Annotated in this window: 20 protein-coding genes; 18 read left to right on the forward strand and 2 right to left on the reverse strand. The window is 65.1% G+C overall.

What is annotated here, in order from left to right; all coding sequences use genetic code 11:
* Positions 1-146 precede the first annotated feature (146 nt).
* Both NMB43_RS07550 and NMB43_RS07555 read right to left on the reverse strand, forming a co-directional pair.
* Complete coding sequence (locus tag NMB43_RS07550; RefSeq protein WP_494351539.1) at positions 147-1,514, reverse strand: ExeA family protein; 1,368 nt, start codon at positions 1,512-1,514, stop codon at positions 147-149.
* 2 nt (positions 1,515-1,516) lie between these two features.
* Complete coding sequence (locus NMB43_RS07555; RefSeq protein ID WP_494351540.1) at positions 1,517-2,965, reverse strand: sigma-54-dependent transcriptional regulator; 1,449 nt, start codon at positions 2,963-2,965, stop codon at positions 1,517-1,519.
* A gap of 140 nt (positions 2,966-3,105) precedes the next feature.
* On the opposite strand from NMB43_RS07555, the gene NMB43_RS07560 reads away from it, so the two are divergent.
* From NMB43_RS07560 to hisI, 18 genes are all read left to right on the forward strand, one after another.
* Complete coding sequence (locus NMB43_RS07560) at positions 3,106-3,939, forward strand: ABC transporter ATP-binding protein (RefSeq protein ID WP_494351541.1); 834 nt, start codon at positions 3,106-3,108, stop codon at positions 3,937-3,939.
* A complete protein-coding gene (gene mlaE, locus NMB43_RS07565) occupies positions 3,936-4,727 on the forward strand; it encodes a lipid asymmetry maintenance ABC transporter permease subunit MlaE (protein ID WP_494351542.1) in 792 nt (263 codons plus the stop codon). The genes NMB43_RS07560 and mlaE overlap by 4 nt, the downstream gene beginning before the upstream one ends.
* A 1-nt stretch (position 4,728) precedes the next feature.
* Entirely contained in the window at positions 4,729-5,187 is a 459-nt protein-coding gene (gene mlaD / locus NMB43_RS07570) for an outer membrane lipid asymmetry maintenance protein MlaD (RefSeq protein WP_494351543.1), read from the forward strand.
* Positions 5,187-5,897 (forward strand): MlaA family lipoprotein, encoded by a 711-nt coding sequence (locus tag NMB43_RS07575; protein ID WP_494351544.1) that lies wholly within the window; start codon positions 5,187-5,189, stop codon positions 5,895-5,897. Before mlaD ends, NMB43_RS07575 begins: the two co-directional genes overlap by 1 nt.
* A 17-nt stretch (positions 5,898-5,914) precedes the next feature.
* Positions 5,915-6,526, forward strand: coding sequence for an MlaC/ttg2D family ABC transporter substrate-binding protein (locus NMB43_RS07580; protein WP_494351545.1), 612 nt, complete (start codon positions 5,915-5,917; stop codon positions 6,524-6,526).
* The gene (locus NMB43_RS07585; RefSeq protein WP_494351546.1) at positions 6,523-6,816 is read left to right on the forward strand and encodes an STAS domain-containing protein; all 294 of its coding nucleotides are present in this window, start codon (positions 6,523-6,525) and stop codon (positions 6,814-6,816) included. The genes NMB43_RS07580 and NMB43_RS07585 overlap by 4 nt, the downstream gene beginning before the upstream one ends.
* Positions 6,813-7,739 (forward strand): ABC transporter ATP-binding protein, encoded by a 927-nt coding sequence (locus NMB43_RS07590; protein ID WP_494351547.1) that lies wholly within the window; start codon positions 6,813-6,815, stop codon positions 7,737-7,739. Before NMB43_RS07585 ends, NMB43_RS07590 begins: the two co-directional genes overlap by 4 nt.
* Before the next feature lies 1 nt (position 7,740).
* On the forward strand, positions 7,741-8,496 hold the full coding sequence (locus NMB43_RS07595) for an ABC transporter permease (RefSeq protein WP_494351548.1): 756 nt from the start codon (positions 7,741-7,743) through the stop codon (positions 8,494-8,496).
* 90 nt (positions 8,497-8,586) lie between these two features.
* Positions 8,587-8,838 (forward strand): BolA family protein, encoded by a 252-nt coding sequence (locus NMB43_RS07600; protein WP_494351549.1) that lies wholly within the window; start codon positions 8,587-8,589, stop codon positions 8,836-8,838.
* Between the two features lie 30 nt (positions 8,839-8,868).
* Positions 8,869-10,128 (forward strand): UDP-N-acetylglucosamine 1-carboxyvinyltransferase, encoded by a 1,260-nt coding sequence (gene murA, locus NMB43_RS07605; protein ID WP_494351550.1) that lies wholly within the window; start codon positions 8,869-8,871, stop codon positions 10,126-10,128.
* A gap of 8 nt (positions 10,129-10,136) precedes the next feature.
* Complete coding sequence (gene hisG / locus NMB43_RS07610) at positions 10,137-10,781, forward strand: ATP phosphoribosyltransferase (protein WP_494352126.1); 645 nt, start codon at positions 10,137-10,139, stop codon at positions 10,779-10,781.
* A complete protein-coding gene (gene hisD, locus NMB43_RS07615; protein ID WP_494351551.1) occupies positions 10,778-12,082 on the forward strand; it encodes a histidinol dehydrogenase in 1,305 nt (434 codons plus the stop codon). Before hisG ends, hisD begins: the two co-directional genes overlap by 4 nt.
* Positions 12,083-12,128: 46 nt before the next feature.
* Entirely contained in the window at positions 12,129-13,202 is a 1,074-nt protein-coding gene (gene hisC, locus NMB43_RS07620) for a histidinol-phosphate transaminase (protein ID WP_494351552.1), read from the forward strand.
* A 23-nt stretch (positions 13,203-13,225) separates the two neighbouring features.
* Complete coding sequence (gene hisB / locus NMB43_RS07625; RefSeq protein ID WP_494351553.1) at positions 13,226-13,822, forward strand: imidazoleglycerol-phosphate dehydratase HisB; 597 nt, start codon at positions 13,226-13,228, stop codon at positions 13,820-13,822.
* Positions 13,823-13,869: 47 nt separating this feature from the next.
* Positions 13,870-14,505 (forward strand): imidazole glycerol phosphate synthase subunit HisH, encoded by a 636-nt coding sequence (gene hisH / locus NMB43_RS07630; RefSeq protein ID WP_494352127.1) that lies wholly within the window; start codon positions 13,870-13,872, stop codon positions 14,503-14,505.
* 88 nt (positions 14,506-14,593) lie between these two features.
* Positions 14,594-15,334, forward strand: coding sequence for a 1-(5-phosphoribosyl)-5-[(5-phosphoribosylamino)methylideneamino]imidazole-4-carboxamide isomerase (hisA, locus tag NMB43_RS07635; protein WP_494351554.1), 741 nt, complete (start codon positions 14,594-14,596; stop codon positions 15,332-15,334).
* A 45-nt stretch (positions 15,335-15,379) separates the two neighbouring features.
* Positions 15,380-16,138, forward strand: a complete 759-nt coding sequence (gene hisF / locus NMB43_RS07640) for an imidazole glycerol phosphate synthase subunit HisF (RefSeq protein ID WP_494351555.1) — start codon at positions 15,380-15,382, stop codon at positions 16,136-16,138.
* Positions 16,135-16,536 (forward strand): phosphoribosyl-AMP cyclohydrolase, encoded by a 402-nt coding sequence (gene hisI / locus NMB43_RS07645; RefSeq protein WP_494351556.1) that lies wholly within the window; start codon positions 16,135-16,137, stop codon positions 16,534-16,536. Before hisF ends, hisI begins: the two co-directional genes overlap by 4 nt.
* The last annotated feature ends 14 nt before the right edge of the window (positions 16,537-16,550 follow it).

Here is a 16,550-nt window from a genome sequence, read left to right on the forward strand (position 1 = left end):
CACCCCCAGCCCTTCGGGTGGCTCGCTGCGGTCGCCCAGCTGCGTTGCACTCGTCGCCAAGGGCATCACCCTTGGCTTCCTCGCGGCGCCTGGCTGGGGCAACCGCAGCGAACCACGCAATCCGGCGCGGTGAATGTGAACAGGCCCTAGGGCTGCAAGGCCGAATATCGCCGCAGGTAGGCGCCGGCCTGGCGCATCCAGTCGGGCAGGGCGGCAAGCGCGGCCTGGGCTGTCGCCGCATCGGCGAAGCTGCCGTAATAGATCCCCACCCGGCTGCCCTGGGCCAGGCGCGTTTCATAGACGTGCAGTTGCGCCGGCTCCAACACCTGCTCCGCCCGCCCCAGGTAGTCCTGCAGGGCGATCGCATCGGGGGGCGCAACCGTCTGCAACTGGATGAACCAATGCCCGGGTGGGGTGGCCAGCGCGCGTTCGCGCGAGGCGTCCAGGCGGCGCGCCGCGCGCTCGCCGAGGCGCTTGGAATCCTCGGTGCTCGGAGTGCTGGCGGGCACTTCCGTGGTGGCGGCAGCGCGCGGTGCGACGGGCGCGGATGGTTCGGAGGCTGCCGCTGGCGGCGTCGCCGGTTGCCCAGCGGCGAGCGGCGCAGGCGCCTGCTTCAGCCACCACCACCCAGCCCCGGCCACTGCGGCCAGTGTGGCCGCCGCGGCCAACACCAAACCGGCCCACGCGTAGCCGGGCCATGCGCCACGCGATGCGGCGGGGTAGCCGGCATCGTGGATGGCCCGATGCACGTGGCGTGGCTGCAGCTTGCGGGTGTTGTCGGCAAAGGCGGCCAGCAGGGTCTTGTCGGCGAGGATGTTGACGCGCCGGGTGAGGCCATCGGCGGCGCGGCACAGAGGGCGCAGCACGCTTGGCGGGAACAGGTTCGGCCCGCGATAGCCGGCGGCGTGCAGGCGGAACTGCAGGTAGTCCGCTACTTCGTCGTGCTTCAGGCGGTCCAGGTTGAAGCGTTGGGTAATGCGCTCGCGCAGCGAGCGCAGGGCGTGCTCGGCCAGCAATTCGTCCAGCTCGGGTTGGCCGAACAAGGCGATCTGCAGCAGCTTGCGCTGCGGTGACTCCAGATTGGACAGCAGACGAACCTGCTCCAGCGACTCGCGTGGCATGGCGTGGGCTTCGTCGACGATCACCACGGCCCGCCCGCCTTCGGCGTAGAGCTGGATCAGGTGTTCCTCGATCCGGCGCAGCAGGCTGGGTCCCTCGCTGGCGGTCACGCCCAGTTCATGCGCCAAGGTGGCCAGCAGCTCCTGTGGCCCCAGGCTGGGGTTGGCGAGGTAGATCGTGCGCACCCCGGCCGGCAGGCGATCCAGGAGCATGCGACAGAGCATGGTCTTGCCCACGCCCACCTCGCCGGTAACCTGGATGATCCCTTCGTCGTGTTCGATGGCGAAGGCCAGGGCGTCGAGCAGGGCGCCGCGCTGGGCGCCGGCGAAGAAGTAGCCGGTCTGCGGGGTGATGCGGAAGGGCGCTTCGCGGAGCCCGAAATGCGCGTGGTACATGGTCAGGGCTTGTCGGGGCCGAGCCCCTTGCCGTGCCGGCTGAGGGCTTCCAGGCGGTTGTACAGGGTCGAGCGGTTGAGGCCCAGCATGCGGGCGGCCTGGCTCATGTTGCCGCGTGCCAGGTGCAGGGCGGCGGCGATGTAATCCTGCTCGACTCCGGCCAGCACGTCATCGAGGGCGATGCTGCCGTGCTGCTGCAGTACCGTCAGCGCGTCGCCCGGCAAGCTGGAGGGGGGAGCGAGGAGGGGTTGGGAGACCGGGGGCTCGGTGCTGGACTGCTCGGATTCGAACTCAGCCTCCAGCGCGGCGGCCGTCACCTCGCGGCCGGCGTGCCGGCTCAGCAGGCGGATCGCCACGTTGCGCAGCTCGCGCACATTGCCAGGGAAGTCGTAGTCACGCAGGGCGCGCTGCGCGTCCGGGCCGAGGCGGCAGGCGGCAACCCCCATCTGCTGTGCGAACTGGGCGAGAAAGTGCGCCAGCAGCAGCTCGCGGTCCTCGTCCATCTGACGCAGCGCGGGCATGCGCAGGCGTAGCACCGACAAGCGATGGTAGAGATCGGCACGGAAGCGGCCGGCGCGCACCTCTTGTGCCAGGTCTCGGTTGGTGGCGCAGATCACACGCGCCGCCGCATGGCGGCGCTGGGTTTCGCCCACCCGCTGGTATTCGCCGTTCTCCAGCACACGCAGCAACTTGGGCTGCAGTTCCAGGGGGAGTTCGCCGACCTCGTCCAGAAAGAGGCTGCCGCGGCCGGCTTCCTCGAAAAAACCGGCTTGGGCGCCGACTGCGCCGGTGTAGGCGCCGCGCGCATGGCCGAACAGGCTGGCCTCCATCAAGCCAGGGGAGATCGCGGCACAGTTGACGGTGATGAAGGGCCCCTCGCCGCGCGCCTCGTGCAGCAAGGCCGCTGCCAGTTCCTTGCCGGTGCCCGATTCGCCTTCGACGAGCACCGGGAAGGGCAGGGGGGCAAACTGCTGCAGCCGTTCGAGCACCTGACGCAGGACCTGGCTGGTACCGATCAGGCGCGGCGCATTGTCCCGCCCTGCCGAGGCCTCCTGTTCGCGTCGGTGCACCATGGCCGCCTGGCGCAGGGTTGCCAGCAGGTGTTCCGGCTGGGCCGGCTTGGCGATGAAATCCAGCGCGCCGAGCGTGCGCGCGTGGCGTGCGTGCTCCAGTTCGTTCTGGCCTGACAACACCACGATCTTGCAATTCGGGTTGTAGTCCAGCAACTCTCCGATCAGGCTCAGGCCTTCGTCGGGGCGGTGCGGGGTGGGCGGCAGACCGAGGTCGACCAGCGCAAGGTCTGCACAAGGCCCTTCACGCAGGCGGGTGAGGGCCTGTGCGCGGTCGCTCGCAGCGCTGAGGTCGAAATGTTGGCCGAGCAGAAACCCCAGTGTTTCCTGGATCAGGGGATCGTCATCGACGATCAGCAGGCGCAGACGGGACTCGGTCATCGATCAGGCTGCAGCGGCTGTCGGAGAAGGGCCAAAGTGTATCGTCCTTTAGCGCAACTTGAGCTTGCCTGACGAAGTGTGTGCATTCGCACATGCTAAACTGCGTGGCTCTCCCCCGGCGTTGTCATACATATTTCCTCATGGTGTGTCCGGTTGATCCATTGAATGAAGATGTGCCTTTGGTCGAGCTGCGCGACGTGCAGTTCGGGTACGGACCGAGGGAGGTCCTGCGCGGCATCAGCATGCGCATCCCGCGTGGCAAGGTGGTGGCCATCATGGGGGGCTCAGGCTGTGGCAAGACGACCACGCTGCGCCTCATCGGTCGCCAGCTCAAGCCGCGCAAGGGCGAGATCCTGGTCTGCGGACAGTCGATGGCGAAGCTGTCGCGCGAGGACCTGTACGCGATGCGCCGCCGCATGGGCATGCTGTTCCAGTTCGGCGCGCTGTTCACCGACATGTCGGCCTTCGACAACGTGGCCTTTCCGCTGCGTGAGCACACCGATCTGAGCGAGGAGCTGATCCGTGATCTGGTGATGATGAAGCTGCACGCGGTGGGCCTGCGCGGCGCAGCGCACCTGATGCCGGCCGAGCTGTCGGGCGGCATGGCGCGGCGCGTGGCGCTGGCACGCAGCGTGGCGCTGGACCCGCAACTGATCATGTATGACGAACCCTTCGCGGGGCTGGATCCGATTTCGCTGGAGGTGATCGGGCAATTGATCCGCAAGCTCAATGACGCCCTGGGCGCCAGCTCCATCGTGGTCACGCACGACGTGCAGGAGTCGCTGCGCATCGTCGACTACATCTACTTCCTGTCGGAAGGCAGGGTGGTGGCCGAAGGCACGCCGGACGAAATCCGCGCTTCCACCGACCCCTGGGTGCATCAGTTCGTGTGGGGCGAGGCGGACGGGCCGGTGCCCTTCCAGTATCCGACGCAGCAGGGCTACGCCGATTCGTTGCTGGGGAGGCAGCCATGATCCACTGTCTGGCCGAATTCACTCGTCGTGTCGGCGCCCGCGCGATCAGCGGAGTGTGGCGCCTGGGTTACGCCTCGCGCTTCTTCGTGTTGATGCTGCTGATGTCCGGCACCAGCTTCCGGCGCATCCATCTGACGCTGCGCGAGATGTATTTCTCCGGCGTGCTGTCGCTGATCATCATCATGGTCTCAGGTCTCTTCGTGGGCATGGTGCTGGGCTTGCAGGGCTATGACACCTTGCAGAGCTACGGTGCGGCGGAATCTCTGGGCGTGGTGGTGGCTTTGTCCTTGGTGCGGGAACTGGGGCCCGTGGTCTCTGGTCTGTTGTTTGCCAGTCGCGCGGGTTCGGCCATGACGGCCGAGATCGGCCTGATGAAGGCAACCGAGCAACTGGCTGCGATGGAGATGATGGCGGTCAATCCGATCGCCCGCGTGGTCGCGCCGCGCTTCTGGGCCGGAGTGATTTCGATGCCGCTGCTGGCCGCGCTGTTCTCGGCCATGGGCGTGCTGGGTGGTTATCTGATCGGGGTGGTGATGATCGGGATTGATGCCGGCACTTTCTGGTCGCAGATGCAGGACAAGGTGGAGTTCTCGACCAGCGTGCTGGACGGCATCATCAAGAGCATCGCGTTCGGCGTGGCGGTGTCGCTGATCGCCGTGTTCGAGGGCTACGACTCGAACGGCACGGCGGAGGGCGTCTCGCGTGCGACCACGCGCACCGTGGTCAGCTCGGCGCTGGCGATCCTGGCGCTGGACTTCATCCTGACCTCTTTCATGTTCCGGGGCTGAAATGAACCGTTCTACGATTGATCTGTGGGTAGGCGCTTTTGTATTGATGGGGGTGGCCGCGCTGTTGTTCCTTGCGTTCAAGGTGGCCGATATCAACAGCGGCAAGATTTCGCGTTCTTACGAGTTGCATGCGCACTTCAGCAACATCGGGGGCCTCAAGGTGCGGGCGCCGGTCAAGAGTTCCGGTGTGGTGGTGGGGCGCGTCGAGAACATCGAACTCGACAAGCAGCGCTACGACGCCGTGGTGACGCTCAAGATCGACGAGCGCTACACCTTCCCCAAGGACACCATCGCCACCATCAACACCTCCGGCCTGCTTGGTGAGCAGTACCTGGGCCTGGAGCCGGGCGGCGATGAAGAGGAGTTCAAGGCAGGGGACACGATCGGCAAGACGCAGTCGGCCATCGTGCTGGAGAAGCTGATCGGCCAGTTCATGCTCAAGCAGGCTGAAGGAAACTGATGCAGCGCGTGTTGCTTGTCCTCTTCGCTTGTTTGCTGCTGGGAGGCTGCGCCACGACGCGCGGGCCGGAGGCGACGGTCAGCGATCCGCTGGAGCCGCTCAACCGCGGCGTGCTGAGCTTCAACGAGACCTTCGACGAGTACCTCTTCGCGCCGGTTGCCCGTGGCTACCAGACGGTGATGCCGCTGCCCGCACGCGCCAGCATTTCCAATTTCTTCGGCAATATCGAGGATTTGTGGACCGGCGTGAACAACCTGTTGCAGGGCAAGCCGGCCGAGGCGGCCAGCGATGGCGGGCGTCTGCTGGTGAATTCCACTCTGGGCATCCTGGGTTTCTTCGACGTGGCCTCGGAAATCGGGCTCGACAAGCACAAGGAAGACTTCGGTCAGACCCTGGGCAAGTGGGGCATGGCGTCTGGACCCTACATCGAGATTCCCTTCCTGGGGCCGAGCACCTTGCGCGATGGCGCGGCCCTGTTCCTCGATTTCAAGGCTGACCCGGTGATCTACGCCACCAACAGCCAGGCGCGGCGCAACCAGTTGTTCATCCTGGGCGCGATCGACACCCGCCAGCAGTTGCTGGGCCTGGAGACCACGCTGGATGAAGCCGCGACCGACAAGTACGTGTTCCGGCGCAATTTCTTCCTGCGCAAGCGGGAAGCCGACATCAACGATGGTCGTCGCCAGCCGCGTGACGACGACTTCGAGTGACAGGAAAGGGTTTGCATATGTTCAGAAAGCTGATTGCGCTCGCGCTGCTGTGTGGTGGCATGGGCGTCGCGATGGCCCAGGAAGGGCCGGATGCCACCGTGCGTCGCGTGGTCGACGAAGTCGTCGGCCTCATCAAGGACGACAAGGCGATCCGCGCCGGCGATACGCAGCGTGCCGTGGAGATCGTGGAGCAGAAGGTGATCCCCTACACCGACATGCCGCGCATGACGGGGCTGGCCCTGGGGCGTGACTGGCGCGCCGCGAGCAACGAGCAGAAGGCGGCGCTGACGCGCGAGTTCCAGGCCATGATCGTGCGCACTTACTCCAACGTGCTGATCCAGTACAAGGACGAGCAGATCGTGGTGAAGCCCTTCAAGGGCAAGGCCAATGACGAGCGCGCCATCGTCAACACCGAGGTGCGCAAGCCAGGCAGCAAGCCGGTGCTGATCGACTACGAGCTGATTCGCAAACCCGAAGGCTGGCGTGTCTATGACGTGGTGGTGGCCGACGTGAGCCTGGTGACCAACTACCGCGACTCCTTCGCGCAGGAAATCCGCGAGAAAGGTCTCGATGGTCTGATCGCCAGCCTGCAGGCCAAAAACAAGCAGCCGGCGGGCAAGAGCAAATGATCGTCGAAGAGGGCGCGCGCCTGCTGGTCTCCGGGCCGCTGACAGTGGATACCGCCACCGCGCTCAGCAAGCAGGGGGCGAGCCTGCTGGCGGCCGGGCCGCGCGAGATCGACCTCGCCCAGGTCAGCCGCGTGGACTCCGCCGCACTGGCCGTCGTGCTGGCCTGGCTCAAGGCGGCCAATGCCGCCGGCCATTCCCTGCGCCTGCATAACCTGCCGGCCAGCTTGGAGAGCCTGGTTCGCTTGTACGACCTGGAAGACGTGCTGTCCCCTTGCCTGGCCGTGTCATGAACGTCTCCGCCACGCAGGGCGGGGAAGTGGCCATCCGCGTCCGCGCCGCCGTCAAACGCTACGGTGAGCTCACCGCACTGGCCGGGGTCGACCTCGATGTGCAGCCGGGCGAGTTCTTCGGCCTGCTGGGCCCCAATGGTGCGGGCAAGACCACGCTCATCTCTGCACTGGCGGGCTTGGTGCGCCTGACCAGTGGCCACATCGAAGTCATGGGGCACGACGTGGTGGGCGACTACCGCGCGGCGCGGCGCAAGCTTGGCGTGGTGCCGCAGGAGTTGGTGTTCGACCCCTTCTTCTCGGTGCGCGAGGTGCTGCGCATTCAGTCCGGCTATTTCGGCATCCGTCGTAACGACGACTGGATCGACGAGATACTGGCCAATCTGGGTCTCAGCGACAAGGCCGATGCAAATATGCGCCAGCTCTCCGGCGGCATGAAGCGGCGTGTGCTGGTGGCCCAGGCCCTGGTGCATCGCCCGCCAGTGATCGTGCTCGACGAGCCCACGGCCGGCGTCGACGTGGAATTGCGCCAGACCCTGTGGAAATTCGTGCGCTCGCTCAACGAGGCCGGCCATACCATCGTGCTGACCACGCATTATCTGGAAGAGGCCGAGGAACTGTGCGGCCGCATTGCCATGCTCAAGGCCGGGCGCATCGTCGCGCTGGACACCACCGAGGCGATCTTGCGCCGGGTCAGTGCTCATGCGCTGCGGGTGCGTGTTGATGGCCAGGCGGCGCTGCCGGCGGATATGGCGACGCGCCTGGTGCGCCGCGACGGGGGCGAGCTGCTGCTGTCCTTCGATGGCTTCGACGAAGTCGAGTCGCTGTTGGCGCGCCTGCGTACGGCCGGTTTGGTCGCGCGCGACATCGAAGTGGTCAAGCCTGACCTTGAACAGGCTTTCATCGACATCGTAAGCCGGAGCTGACGTGACTGCTTTCCGCACGCTTCTCTACAAGGAGACTCTGCGCTTCTGGAAGGTCGCCTTCCAGACCGTGATGGCCCCCGTTCTGACGGCCGTCTTGTACCTGCTGATCTTTTCCCACGTGCTGGCAGAGCGCATCGAGGTCTACGAGCAGGTCGGCTACACCGACTTCCTGATTCCCGGGCTGGTCATGATGTCGGTGCTGCAGAATGCCTTCGCCAACTCATCCTCTTCGCTGATCCAGAGCAAGATCACCGGCAACATCATCTTCATGCTGCTGCCGCCCCTGTCTTATCGCGAATTCTTTGGTGCCTACGTCGTCGCCTCGTTGTTGCGTGGCGTGGTGGTCGGGCTGGGCGTGTGGCTCGCGGCGCTGCCTTTCGCTCTGGTGCTGCCGGCCCACCCGTTATGGGCGCTTACTTTTGTGGTGCTGGGTGGGGTGATGCTAGGGACCCTGGGCCTCGTCGCCGGGATCTGGGCCGACAAGTTCGACCAGCTCGCCGCCTTCCAGAATTTCTTCATCATGCCGCTGACCATGTTGTCGGGGGTGTTCTATTCCATTCATTCCCTGCCGCCGTTCTGGCAAGGTGTGTCGCACCTGAATCCCTTCTTCTTCATGATCGACGGTTTCCGCTACGGCTTCTTCGGCCAGTCCGACGTGTCGCCCTGGCTGTCGCTGGGCATCGTACTGGCCGCGGTGCTGGTGGTCTCGGGCGTGGCGGTGGAGATGCTGCGGCGCGGCTACAAGCTGCGGGCCTGAGCGGCCGCGGATGCTAGAATCCCGCCCTGGACCGGATGGCCCGCTTGTTGCTGGTCCTCCGTTCCCATCACTCTCAGGCGTATCGACATCATGTTTCCCGCTTCCGAAATCCAGCGTCTCATCGAGCAGGGCATGCCCTGCGAATTCGTGGCCATCGAGGGCGACGACGGCGTGCACTTCACCGGCATTGTCGTCAGTCCTCAGTTCGAGGGCATGCTGCGCGTGCGCCAGCATCAGGCCGTGTACGCCACGCTGGGCAAGCTGATGGGGAACGAGATCCACGCGCTGCAGTTGCAGACCTACACGCCCGCACAATGGGCGGAGTTCCAGAAGTCCCTGTAGTTTTTCTGGGCCAGACTCTCTTTTCGATTCATGGATAAATTGCTGATTACCGGTGGCGCCCGCTTGGCGGGCGAGATCGCCATTTCGGGTGCCAAGAACGCCGCGCTGCCCATCCTGTGCGCGGCCTTGTTGACGCGCGAGCCGGTCACCCTGACCAATGTGCCCAACCTCATGGACACCCGCACGCTGCTCAAGCTGCTGGGCCAGATGGGCGTCAAGACCCAGCACGAGGGCGACACCGTTCACCTGGATGCAAGCGAGATCACCGACCCGGTCGCGTCTTATGAACTCGTGAAGACCATGCGCGCCTCGGTGCTGGTGCTGGGGCCCCTGGTGGCGCGCTGTGGCGAGGCCAAGGTCAGCCTGCCCGGCGGCTGTGGCATCGGCGCCCGTCCGGTTGATCAGCACATCAAGGGCCTGCAGGCCATGGGCGCGGAAGTCCATGTCGAGCATGGCTACATGCTGGCCAAGGCGAAGCGCCTCAAGGGCACACGCATCCTGACCGACATGGTGACCGTGACCGGCACCGAGAACTTGCTGATGGCGGCCTGCCTGGCAGAAGGCGAGACCATCATCGAGAATGCCGCGCGCGAGCCCGAGGTGGTCGACCTGGCCAACTGCCTGGTTGCGATGGGCGCGCAGATCTCCGGCGCCGGCACCGACATCATTCGCATCCGCGGTGTTGAGCGTCTGCATGGCGCCACGCACCGCGTGATGCCTGACCGTGTCGAGACCGGTACCTACCTGTGCGCGGCCGCGGTGAGCGGTGGTGATGTGCGACTGACCCACACTTCCTCGGCCTACCTCGATGCCGTGGTCGACAAGCTCATGGACGCCGGCTGTGACATCACGATCGAGCGCGAAGCGATCCGCCTCAAGGCGCCGGCCAAGCTCAACGCGGTGAGCATTCGCACCGCACCGTACCCGGCCTTCCCGACCGACATGCAGGCGCAGTTCATGGCGCTCAATGCGGTGGCGAACGGCACCGGCGTGATCCGCGAGACCATCTTCGAGAACCGCTTCATGCATGCGGTCGAGCTGCAGCGTCTGGGCGCGGACATCCGCATCGACGGCAACACCGCCGTGGTCACCGGCAAGGACAAGCTGCTGGGTGCGGCGGTGATGGCCACCGACCTGCGCGCCTCGGCTAGCCTGGTCATCGCCGGCCTGGTGGCGGAGGGCGAGACCCTGGTCGACCGCATCTACCACCTGGATCGTGGCTACGAGAAGCTGGAGCAGAAGCTGGCGGCCCTGGGAGCCTCGGTGCGTCGCGTGAGGAACGAAGCGTGAGCGCAAATCTGGGCGGCATCACCCTGGCCTTGTCGAAAGGCCGCATCTTCGAAGAGACCGTGCCGCTGCTGGCAGCCGCTGGCATCGTGCCGGCCGAGAACCCGGAGTCCTCGCGCAAGCTGATCATCGGCACCAACCGGCCTGACGTGCGCCTGGTCATCGTGCGTGCCACCGACACGCCGACCTACGTGCAGTACGGTGCGGCCGACCTCGGCATCGCCGGCAAGGACGTGCTGCTGGAGCATGGCGGGCAGGGCATGTACCAGCCGCTGGACCTGAACATCGCCAAGTGCCGCATGAGCGTCGCGGTGCGCGAGGGTTTCGACTACGCCGCCGCGGTACAGCGTGGCGCGCGCATCCGTGTGGCCACCAAGTATATGAATACCGCGCGCGAACACTTCGCGGCCAAGGGCATGCACGTCGACCTCATCAAACTGTACGGCTCGATGGAGCTGGCGCCGCTGGTGGGCTTGGCCGATGCCATCGTCGACCTGGTGTCGACCGGCGGCACGCTGCGTGCCAACAAGCTGGTCGAGGTCGAGGAGATCATGCAGATCAGCTCGCGCCTGGTGGTGAACCAGGCTTCGCTGAAGATGAAGCGCGAACTGCTGCAGCCGGTCATCGACGCGTTCGCGGGGGCGATCCAGGCATGAGCGACGCCGCCAACATCCGCCGCATGAGCAGCGCTGCGCCGGGTTTCGCGGCGGAGCTGAAGGCTTTGCTGGCCTTCGAGGACGACACCGACGCCGGCATCGCGCAGGCCGTGACCGACATCATTGCGGCCGTGCGCAAGGAGGGTGACGCGGCTGTGGTGGGCTACACCAATCGCTTCGACAAGCTCGACGTCGCCGGCATCGCAGCCTTGGAGTTGCCGAAAGCCGAGCTGCAGGCAGCATTGGACGGCTTGAGTACCGAGCAACGCGGCGCACTGGAGACGGCGGCCGAGCGCGTGCGCAGCTACCACCAGCGCCAGTTGCTGGAATCCTGGTCCTACGCCGAGGCAGATGGCACGCGCCTGGGCCAGAAGGTGACACCGCTGGACCGCGTGGGTCTGTACGTGCCCGGCGGCAAGGCGAGCTATCCCAGCTCGGTGCTGATGAATGCGATTCCGGCCAAGGTGGCCGGCGTGGGCGAGCTGATCATGGTCAGCCCGACGCCGCGCGGCGAGCGCAATCCCTTGGTGCTGGCTGCTGCGGCCATTACCGGCGTGGATCGCGTGTTCACCATCGGTGGCGCACAGGCGGTGGCCGCGCTGGCCTACGGCACGCAGACCATCCCGCAGGTCGACAAGATCGTCGGGCCCGGCAACGCCTTCGTGGCCGAAGCCAAGCGCCGCGTCTTTGGCACGGTGGGTATCGACATGGTGGCCGGCCCGTCCGAGGTGCTGATCATCTCCGACGGTACCGGCAACCCGGACTGGGTGGCCATGGACCTGTTCGCGCAGGCCGAACACGACGAGCTGGCGCAGTCCATCCTGTTGTGCACGAGTGCGGACTTCATCGACGCCGTGGCTGCATCCATCGAAAAGCTGCTGCCGCAGATGCCGCGTGCCGAGATCATCGCCACCTCGCTGGCCAATCGCGGCGCGCTGATCCAGGTCGCCAGCCTCGACGAAGCCTGCGAGATTGCCAATCGCATCGCGCCGGAGCACCTGGAGCTGTCCATCGAACACGCCGAACCCTGGGTCGAGAAAATCCGCCACGCTGGCGCCATCTTCGTCGGCCACAACTCGGTCGAGGCGCTGGGTGATTACTGCGCTGGCCCCAACCATGTGCTGCCGACGATGCGCAGCGCGCGCTTCTCCTCACCGCTGGGTGTCTACGACTTCCAGAAGCGCAGCAGCGTGATTCACATGTCCGCAGCAGGCGCCGCTGCGCTGGCGCCCGTGGCTGCGACCCTGGCCTATGGCGAGGGACTGCAGGCCCATGCCCGTTCGGCTGAGTACCGGAAGTAAGTCGCAAACAAGCTGCACATAGACCCGTCAACACGAGCCCACGCCCATGACCGCGCGCCGCCCGCAGGAACTCATCCGTCCCGAAATCCAGGCGCTTGCCGCCTATCACGTGCAGCCGGCGAGCGGCATGATCAAGCTCGACGCGATGGAGAACCCCTACCATCTGCCCGAGAAGCTGCGCGGCGTGGTGGCGGACCTGGCGCATGACGCGGCCTTGAATCGCTACCCCGACGCGGGGGCGGCTGAGCTGAAGGCAGTGCTGCGCGAGGCCATGAAGATCCCCGCACAGGCCGCGATCTCGCTCGGCAATGGCTCGGACGAACTGATCCAGATGCTGGCGCTGGCGCTGGCGCGCCCCGGTGCCACCATCCTGGCGCCCGAGCCGGCCTTCGTGATGTACCGCATGATTGCCCAGTTCGTCGGCATGAACTACATCGGTGTGCCATTGCGTGCCGATTTCACGCTGGACCGTGATGCGTGGCTGGCCGCGATCGAGCGCGAGCAGCCGGCGCTGATCTTCTTGGCCTATCCGAACAACCCGACCGGCAATTTGTTTGCCCTTGAGGACGTTGAGGCGACCCTAAGCACCGCGACCGGACTGGTGGTCATCGACGAGGCCTACACGCCCTTTGCCGGTGGTGCCTCGTTCATGCCGCGCGTGGCCGAATTCCCCAATCTGGTGGTGATGCGGACGGTATCCAAGCTGGGCTTGGCCGCGCTGCGCCTGGGCTATATGGCTGGTGCACCGGAGTGGATCGGCGAGTTCGAGAAACTGCGCCTGCCTTACAACATCAATTCTCTGACCCAGGCTGTCGCGGCGCGCGTGCTGGCCGATGTGCAGGTGCTCGACGAACAGGCGCAGAGTCTGGTCGCGGAGCGTGCGCGTCTCTACACCGAAATGTTGGCGCTCAAGGGAGTGCAAGTCTTCGAGAGTCAGGCCAACTTCCTGTTGTTCCGCGTGGTTGACGCCAATTGGGTGCATAATGGTCTGAAATCACGGCGTATCCTGATCAAGAATCTGCACGGCAGTCACCCCTTGCTGGACAACTGCCTGCGCGTCACGGTCGGCACGCCGGCCGAGAACGACGCCTTCCTCAACGTCCTGTCCGAGTATCTGTAAGCGCGCCCCCGGCGCTCAACACCATGACCACTGCACGTACCGCATCGGTTCAGCGCGACACCCTGGAAACCCAGATTCGCGTCTCGATCAATCTGGACGGCACCGGCCAGGCGAAGTTCGCCAGCGGTGTGCCCTTCCTTGACCACATGCTGGACCAGATCGCCCGCCATGGCCTGTTCGACATTGAGGTCGAGGCCAAGGGTGACCTGCACATCGACGCGCATCACACCGTCGAGGACATCGGCATCACGCTGGGTCAGGCTTTCGCCAAGGCGGTTGGCGACAAGAAGGGGCTGCGTCGCTACGGTCACGCCTACGTGCCCCTGGATGAGGCTTTGTCGCGCGTGGTGATCGACCTGTCGGGCCGGCCCGGGCTGACGTTCAACGTTGCGTTCACGCGAGCCATGATCGGCAGTTTCGATGTGGATCTTGCGCGCGAGTTCTTCCAGGGCTTCGTGAATCATGCCCTGGCGACGCTGCACATCGACAATCTGCGGGGCGACAACGCTCACCACCAGTGCGAGACGGTGTTCAAGGCCTTCGGCCGTGCGCTGCGCATGGCTGCCGAGCGCGACGAACGTGCCGCCGGCCAGATGCCTTCCACCAAGGGTACGCTCTGACCTGAGTCCGGGCCACGCCGCGCGCGTGGTCGCTTTCACCTGCCTACATCATGCAAGTCGTCATCGTCGATTACGGAATGGGAAACCTGCGTTCGGTCGCCAAGGCGGTCGAGCACGTCGCGCCTGAAGTCCAGGTGCTGGTCAGTGGGCAGGCAGAGGACATCTTGCGTGCTGACCGGGTGATCGTGCCCGGGCAGGGCGCCATGAACGACTGCATGCGCGAGTTCATGGCCTGTGGCCTGCGCGAGGCCGTGTTCCAGGCGGCGGCCAGCAAGCCCTTCCTGGGCATCTGCGTGGGCATGCAGATGCTGTTCGACCACAGCGAGGAGGGCGACACGCCGGGCCTGGGTCTGCTGCCCGGCCGCGTGGTGCGTTTCTCCGACAAGCTGATGGATGCTCAGGGTGCGCGCATGAAGGTACCGCACATGGGCTGGAATGTGGTCAGCCCCTGTACCGAGCATCCGCTCTGGGCTGGCCTGCAGGAGCAGGAGCGTTTCTACTTCGTGCACAGCTACTACTGCGTGCCCGATGAAGATCGCGACACGGCGGCCCTGACCAGCTATGGCGAACCCTTTACCTGTGCTGTGGCGCGGGATAATATCGTTGCAGTGCAGTTTCACCCCGAGAAAAGCGCGCGGGCCGGTCTGCAGGTTCTGTCGAACTTCATGAACTGGAATCCCTGAGCGCTGTAGTTACTGCAGATCCTGACCCCCAGACTACCGGAAACGTCTCCGCACGCTCCGTCCGCTCCCGCTACCTACCCGCAAGATCATGCTGCTCATCCCCGCAATCGACCTCAAGGACGGCCATTGCGTCCGCCTGCGTCAAGGCGACATGCAGGACGCCACCGTTTTCTCCGAAGATCCTCATGTCATGGCCCGTCAGTGGCTGGACCTGGGGGCCCGTCGCATGCACCTGGTCGACCTCAATGGCGCGATCGCCGGCAAGCCGAAAAACGAGAGCGCCATCAAGGCCATCGTGCAGGAACTGGGCGACGAAATTCCAGTGCAACTGGGGGGAGGCATCCGCGACCTGGATACCATTGAGCGCTATCTCGACGACGGCATCAGCTATGTGATCATCGGCACCGCCGCAGTCAAGAACCCCGGTTTCCTGCACGATGCCTGTAGCGCCTTTCCCGGTCACATCATCGTCGGCCTCGACGCCAAGGATGGCAAGGTGGCCGTGGATGGCTGGTCCAAGCTGACCGGCCATGATGTCATCGACCTCGCCAAGAAGTTCGAGGACTACGGCGTCGAGTCCATCATCTACACCGACATTGGCCGCGATGGCATGCTCAATGGCGTCAACATTGAGGCAACGGTGAAGCTGGCCCAGGCGCTGCGTATCCCGGTGATCGCCAGTGGTGGCATCGGCAGCCTTGCCGACATCGAGGCACTGTGTGCCGTGGAGCACGAGGGTATCGTGGGTGCCATCACCGGTCGCGCCATCTACGAAGGAAAGTTGGACTTCCAGGCCGCGCAGGCGCGTGCCGACGAATTGTCTGACTGAGCCTGAGGATCATCTCTGGACGGGGTCTCGCCGCCCCGCTGAAACATGCTTGCCAAACGCATCATCCCCTGCTTGGACGTCAACGCGGGCCGTGTGGTCAAGGGCGTCAATTTCCTTGAGCTGCGCGACGCGGGCGACCCGGTGGAGGTCGCGCGCCGTTACGATGAACAGGGCGCCGACGAGATCACCTTCCTCGATATCACGGCCAGTTCTGACGATCGAGAGACCATCTACCACATCGTCGAGCAGGTCGCCGAGCAGGTCTTCATTCCGCTGACCGTGGGCGGTGGTGTGCGCAGCGTGGCGGATGTGCGTCGCCTGCTCAACGCGGGTGCCGACAAGGTCAGCATCAACAGTGCCGCCGTTTCCAATCCGGAAGTGGTGGCCGAAGCCGCCGGTAAGGTTGGCAGCCAGTGCATCGTGGTGGCGATCGACGCCAAGCAGACCTCGCCGGGCAAGTGGGAAGTCTTCACCCATGGCGGCCGCCGCAACACCGGGCTGGACGCCATCGAGTGGGCCTGCAAGGTCGAGTCCTTGGGTGCAGGCGAGATCCTGCTGACCAGCATGGACCGCGACGGTACCAAGATCGGGTTCGACCTGGAGCTGACGCGCAGGATTGCCGACGCTGTTGGCATTCCTGTCATCGCCAGCGGTGGCGTGGGTGAATTGGCTCACCTGGCTGAGGGGGTGACGCAGGGTCGGGCGGACGCCGTGCTGGCTGCCAGTATCTTTCACTATGGCCAGCACACGGTGCGCGAGGCCAAGGACTTCATGCGTGCGCGTGGCATCGAGGTGCGGCTATGAATACCGATACGCGCTGGCTTAACCAGGTGGCCTGGGACGAGCAGGGGCTGGTGCCCGTCATCGCCCAGGACGCAGACACCGGTGATGTCCTGATGTTCGCCTGGATGAATCGTGAGGCGCTGGAACTGACTGCCTCCACGCAGACAGCCGTTTATTGGTCCCGTTCCCGTCGCAAGCTGTGGCACAAGGGTGAGGAGTCTGGCCACGTGCAGAAGGTGCGCGAGATTCGCCTCGATTGCGATAACGACGTGGTCTTGTTGCGTGTCGAACAAGTCGGCGGCATCGCCTGCCATACTGGGCGACGTAGTTGCTTCTTCCAGAAGCTGCTGACTTCAGGTGGCTGGGAAACGGTGGAACCGGTGCTGAAAGATCCGGACGCGATCTACGGCAAAAGCTGAAGCGACGGCAGAAG

It is taken from the genome of Uliginosibacterium sangjuense (assembly GCF_059132465.1).

Coding starts and splice junctions, on each gene's coding strand:
- NMB43_RS07575 (WP_494351544.1), top strand. CDS start 5,187: ATGCAGCGCGTGTTGCTTGTCCTCTTCGCTTGTTTGCTGCTGGGAGGC.
- NMB43_RS07555 (WP_494351540.1), bottom strand. CDS start 2,965: ATGACCGAGTCCCGTCTGCGCCTGCTGATCGTCGATGACGATCCCCTG.
- NMB43_RS07560 (WP_494351541.1), top strand. CDS start 3,106: ATGGTGTGTCCGGTTGATCCATTGAATGAAGATGTGCCTTTGGTCGAG.
- NMB43_RS07600 (WP_494351549.1), top strand. CDS start 8,587: ATGTTTCCCGCTTCCGAAATCCAGCGTCTCATCGAGCAGGGCATGCCC.
- hisD (WP_494351551.1), top strand. CDS start 10,778: ATGAGCGACGCCGCCAACATCCGCCGCATGAGCAGCGCTGCGCCGGGT.
- NMB43_RS07585 (WP_494351546.1), top strand. CDS start 6,523: ATGATCGTCGAAGAGGGCGCGCGCCTGCTGGTCTCCGGGCCGCTGACA.
- NMB43_RS07590 (WP_494351547.1), top strand. CDS start 6,813: ATGAACGTCTCCGCCACGCAGGGCGGGGAAGTGGCCATCCGCGTCCGC.
- hisA (WP_494351554.1), top strand. CDS start 14,594: ATGCTGCTCATCCCCGCAATCGACCTCAAGGACGGCCATTGCGTCCGC.
- hisB (WP_494351553.1), top strand. CDS start 13,226: ATGACCACTGCACGTACCGCATCGGTTCAGCGCGACACCCTGGAAACC.
- murA (WP_494351550.1), top strand. CDS start 8,869: ATGGATAAATTGCTGATTACCGGTGGCGCCCGCTTGGCGGGCGAGATC.
- hisI (WP_494351556.1), top strand. CDS start 16,135: ATGAATACCGATACGCGCTGGCTTAACCAGGTGGCCTGGGACGAGCAG.
- hisC (WP_494351552.1), top strand. CDS start 12,129: ATGACCGCGCGCCGCCCGCAGGAACTCATCCGTCCCGAAATCCAGGCG.
- mlaE (WP_494351542.1), top strand. CDS start 3,936: ATGATCCACTGTCTGGCCGAATTCACTCGTCGTGTCGGCGCCCGCGCG.
- mlaD (WP_494351543.1), top strand. CDS start 4,729: ATGAACCGTTCTACGATTGATCTGTGGGTAGGCGCTTTTGTATTGATG.
- hisF (WP_494351555.1), top strand. CDS start 15,380: ATGCTTGCCAAACGCATCATCCCCTGCTTGGACGTCAACGCGGGCCGT.
- NMB43_RS07580 (WP_494351545.1), top strand. CDS start 5,915: ATGTTCAGAAAGCTGATTGCGCTCGCGCTGCTGTGTGGTGGCATGGGC.
- NMB43_RS07550 (WP_494351539.1), bottom strand. CDS start 1,514: ATGTACCACGCGCATTTCGGGCTCCGCGAAGCGCCCTTCCGCATCACC.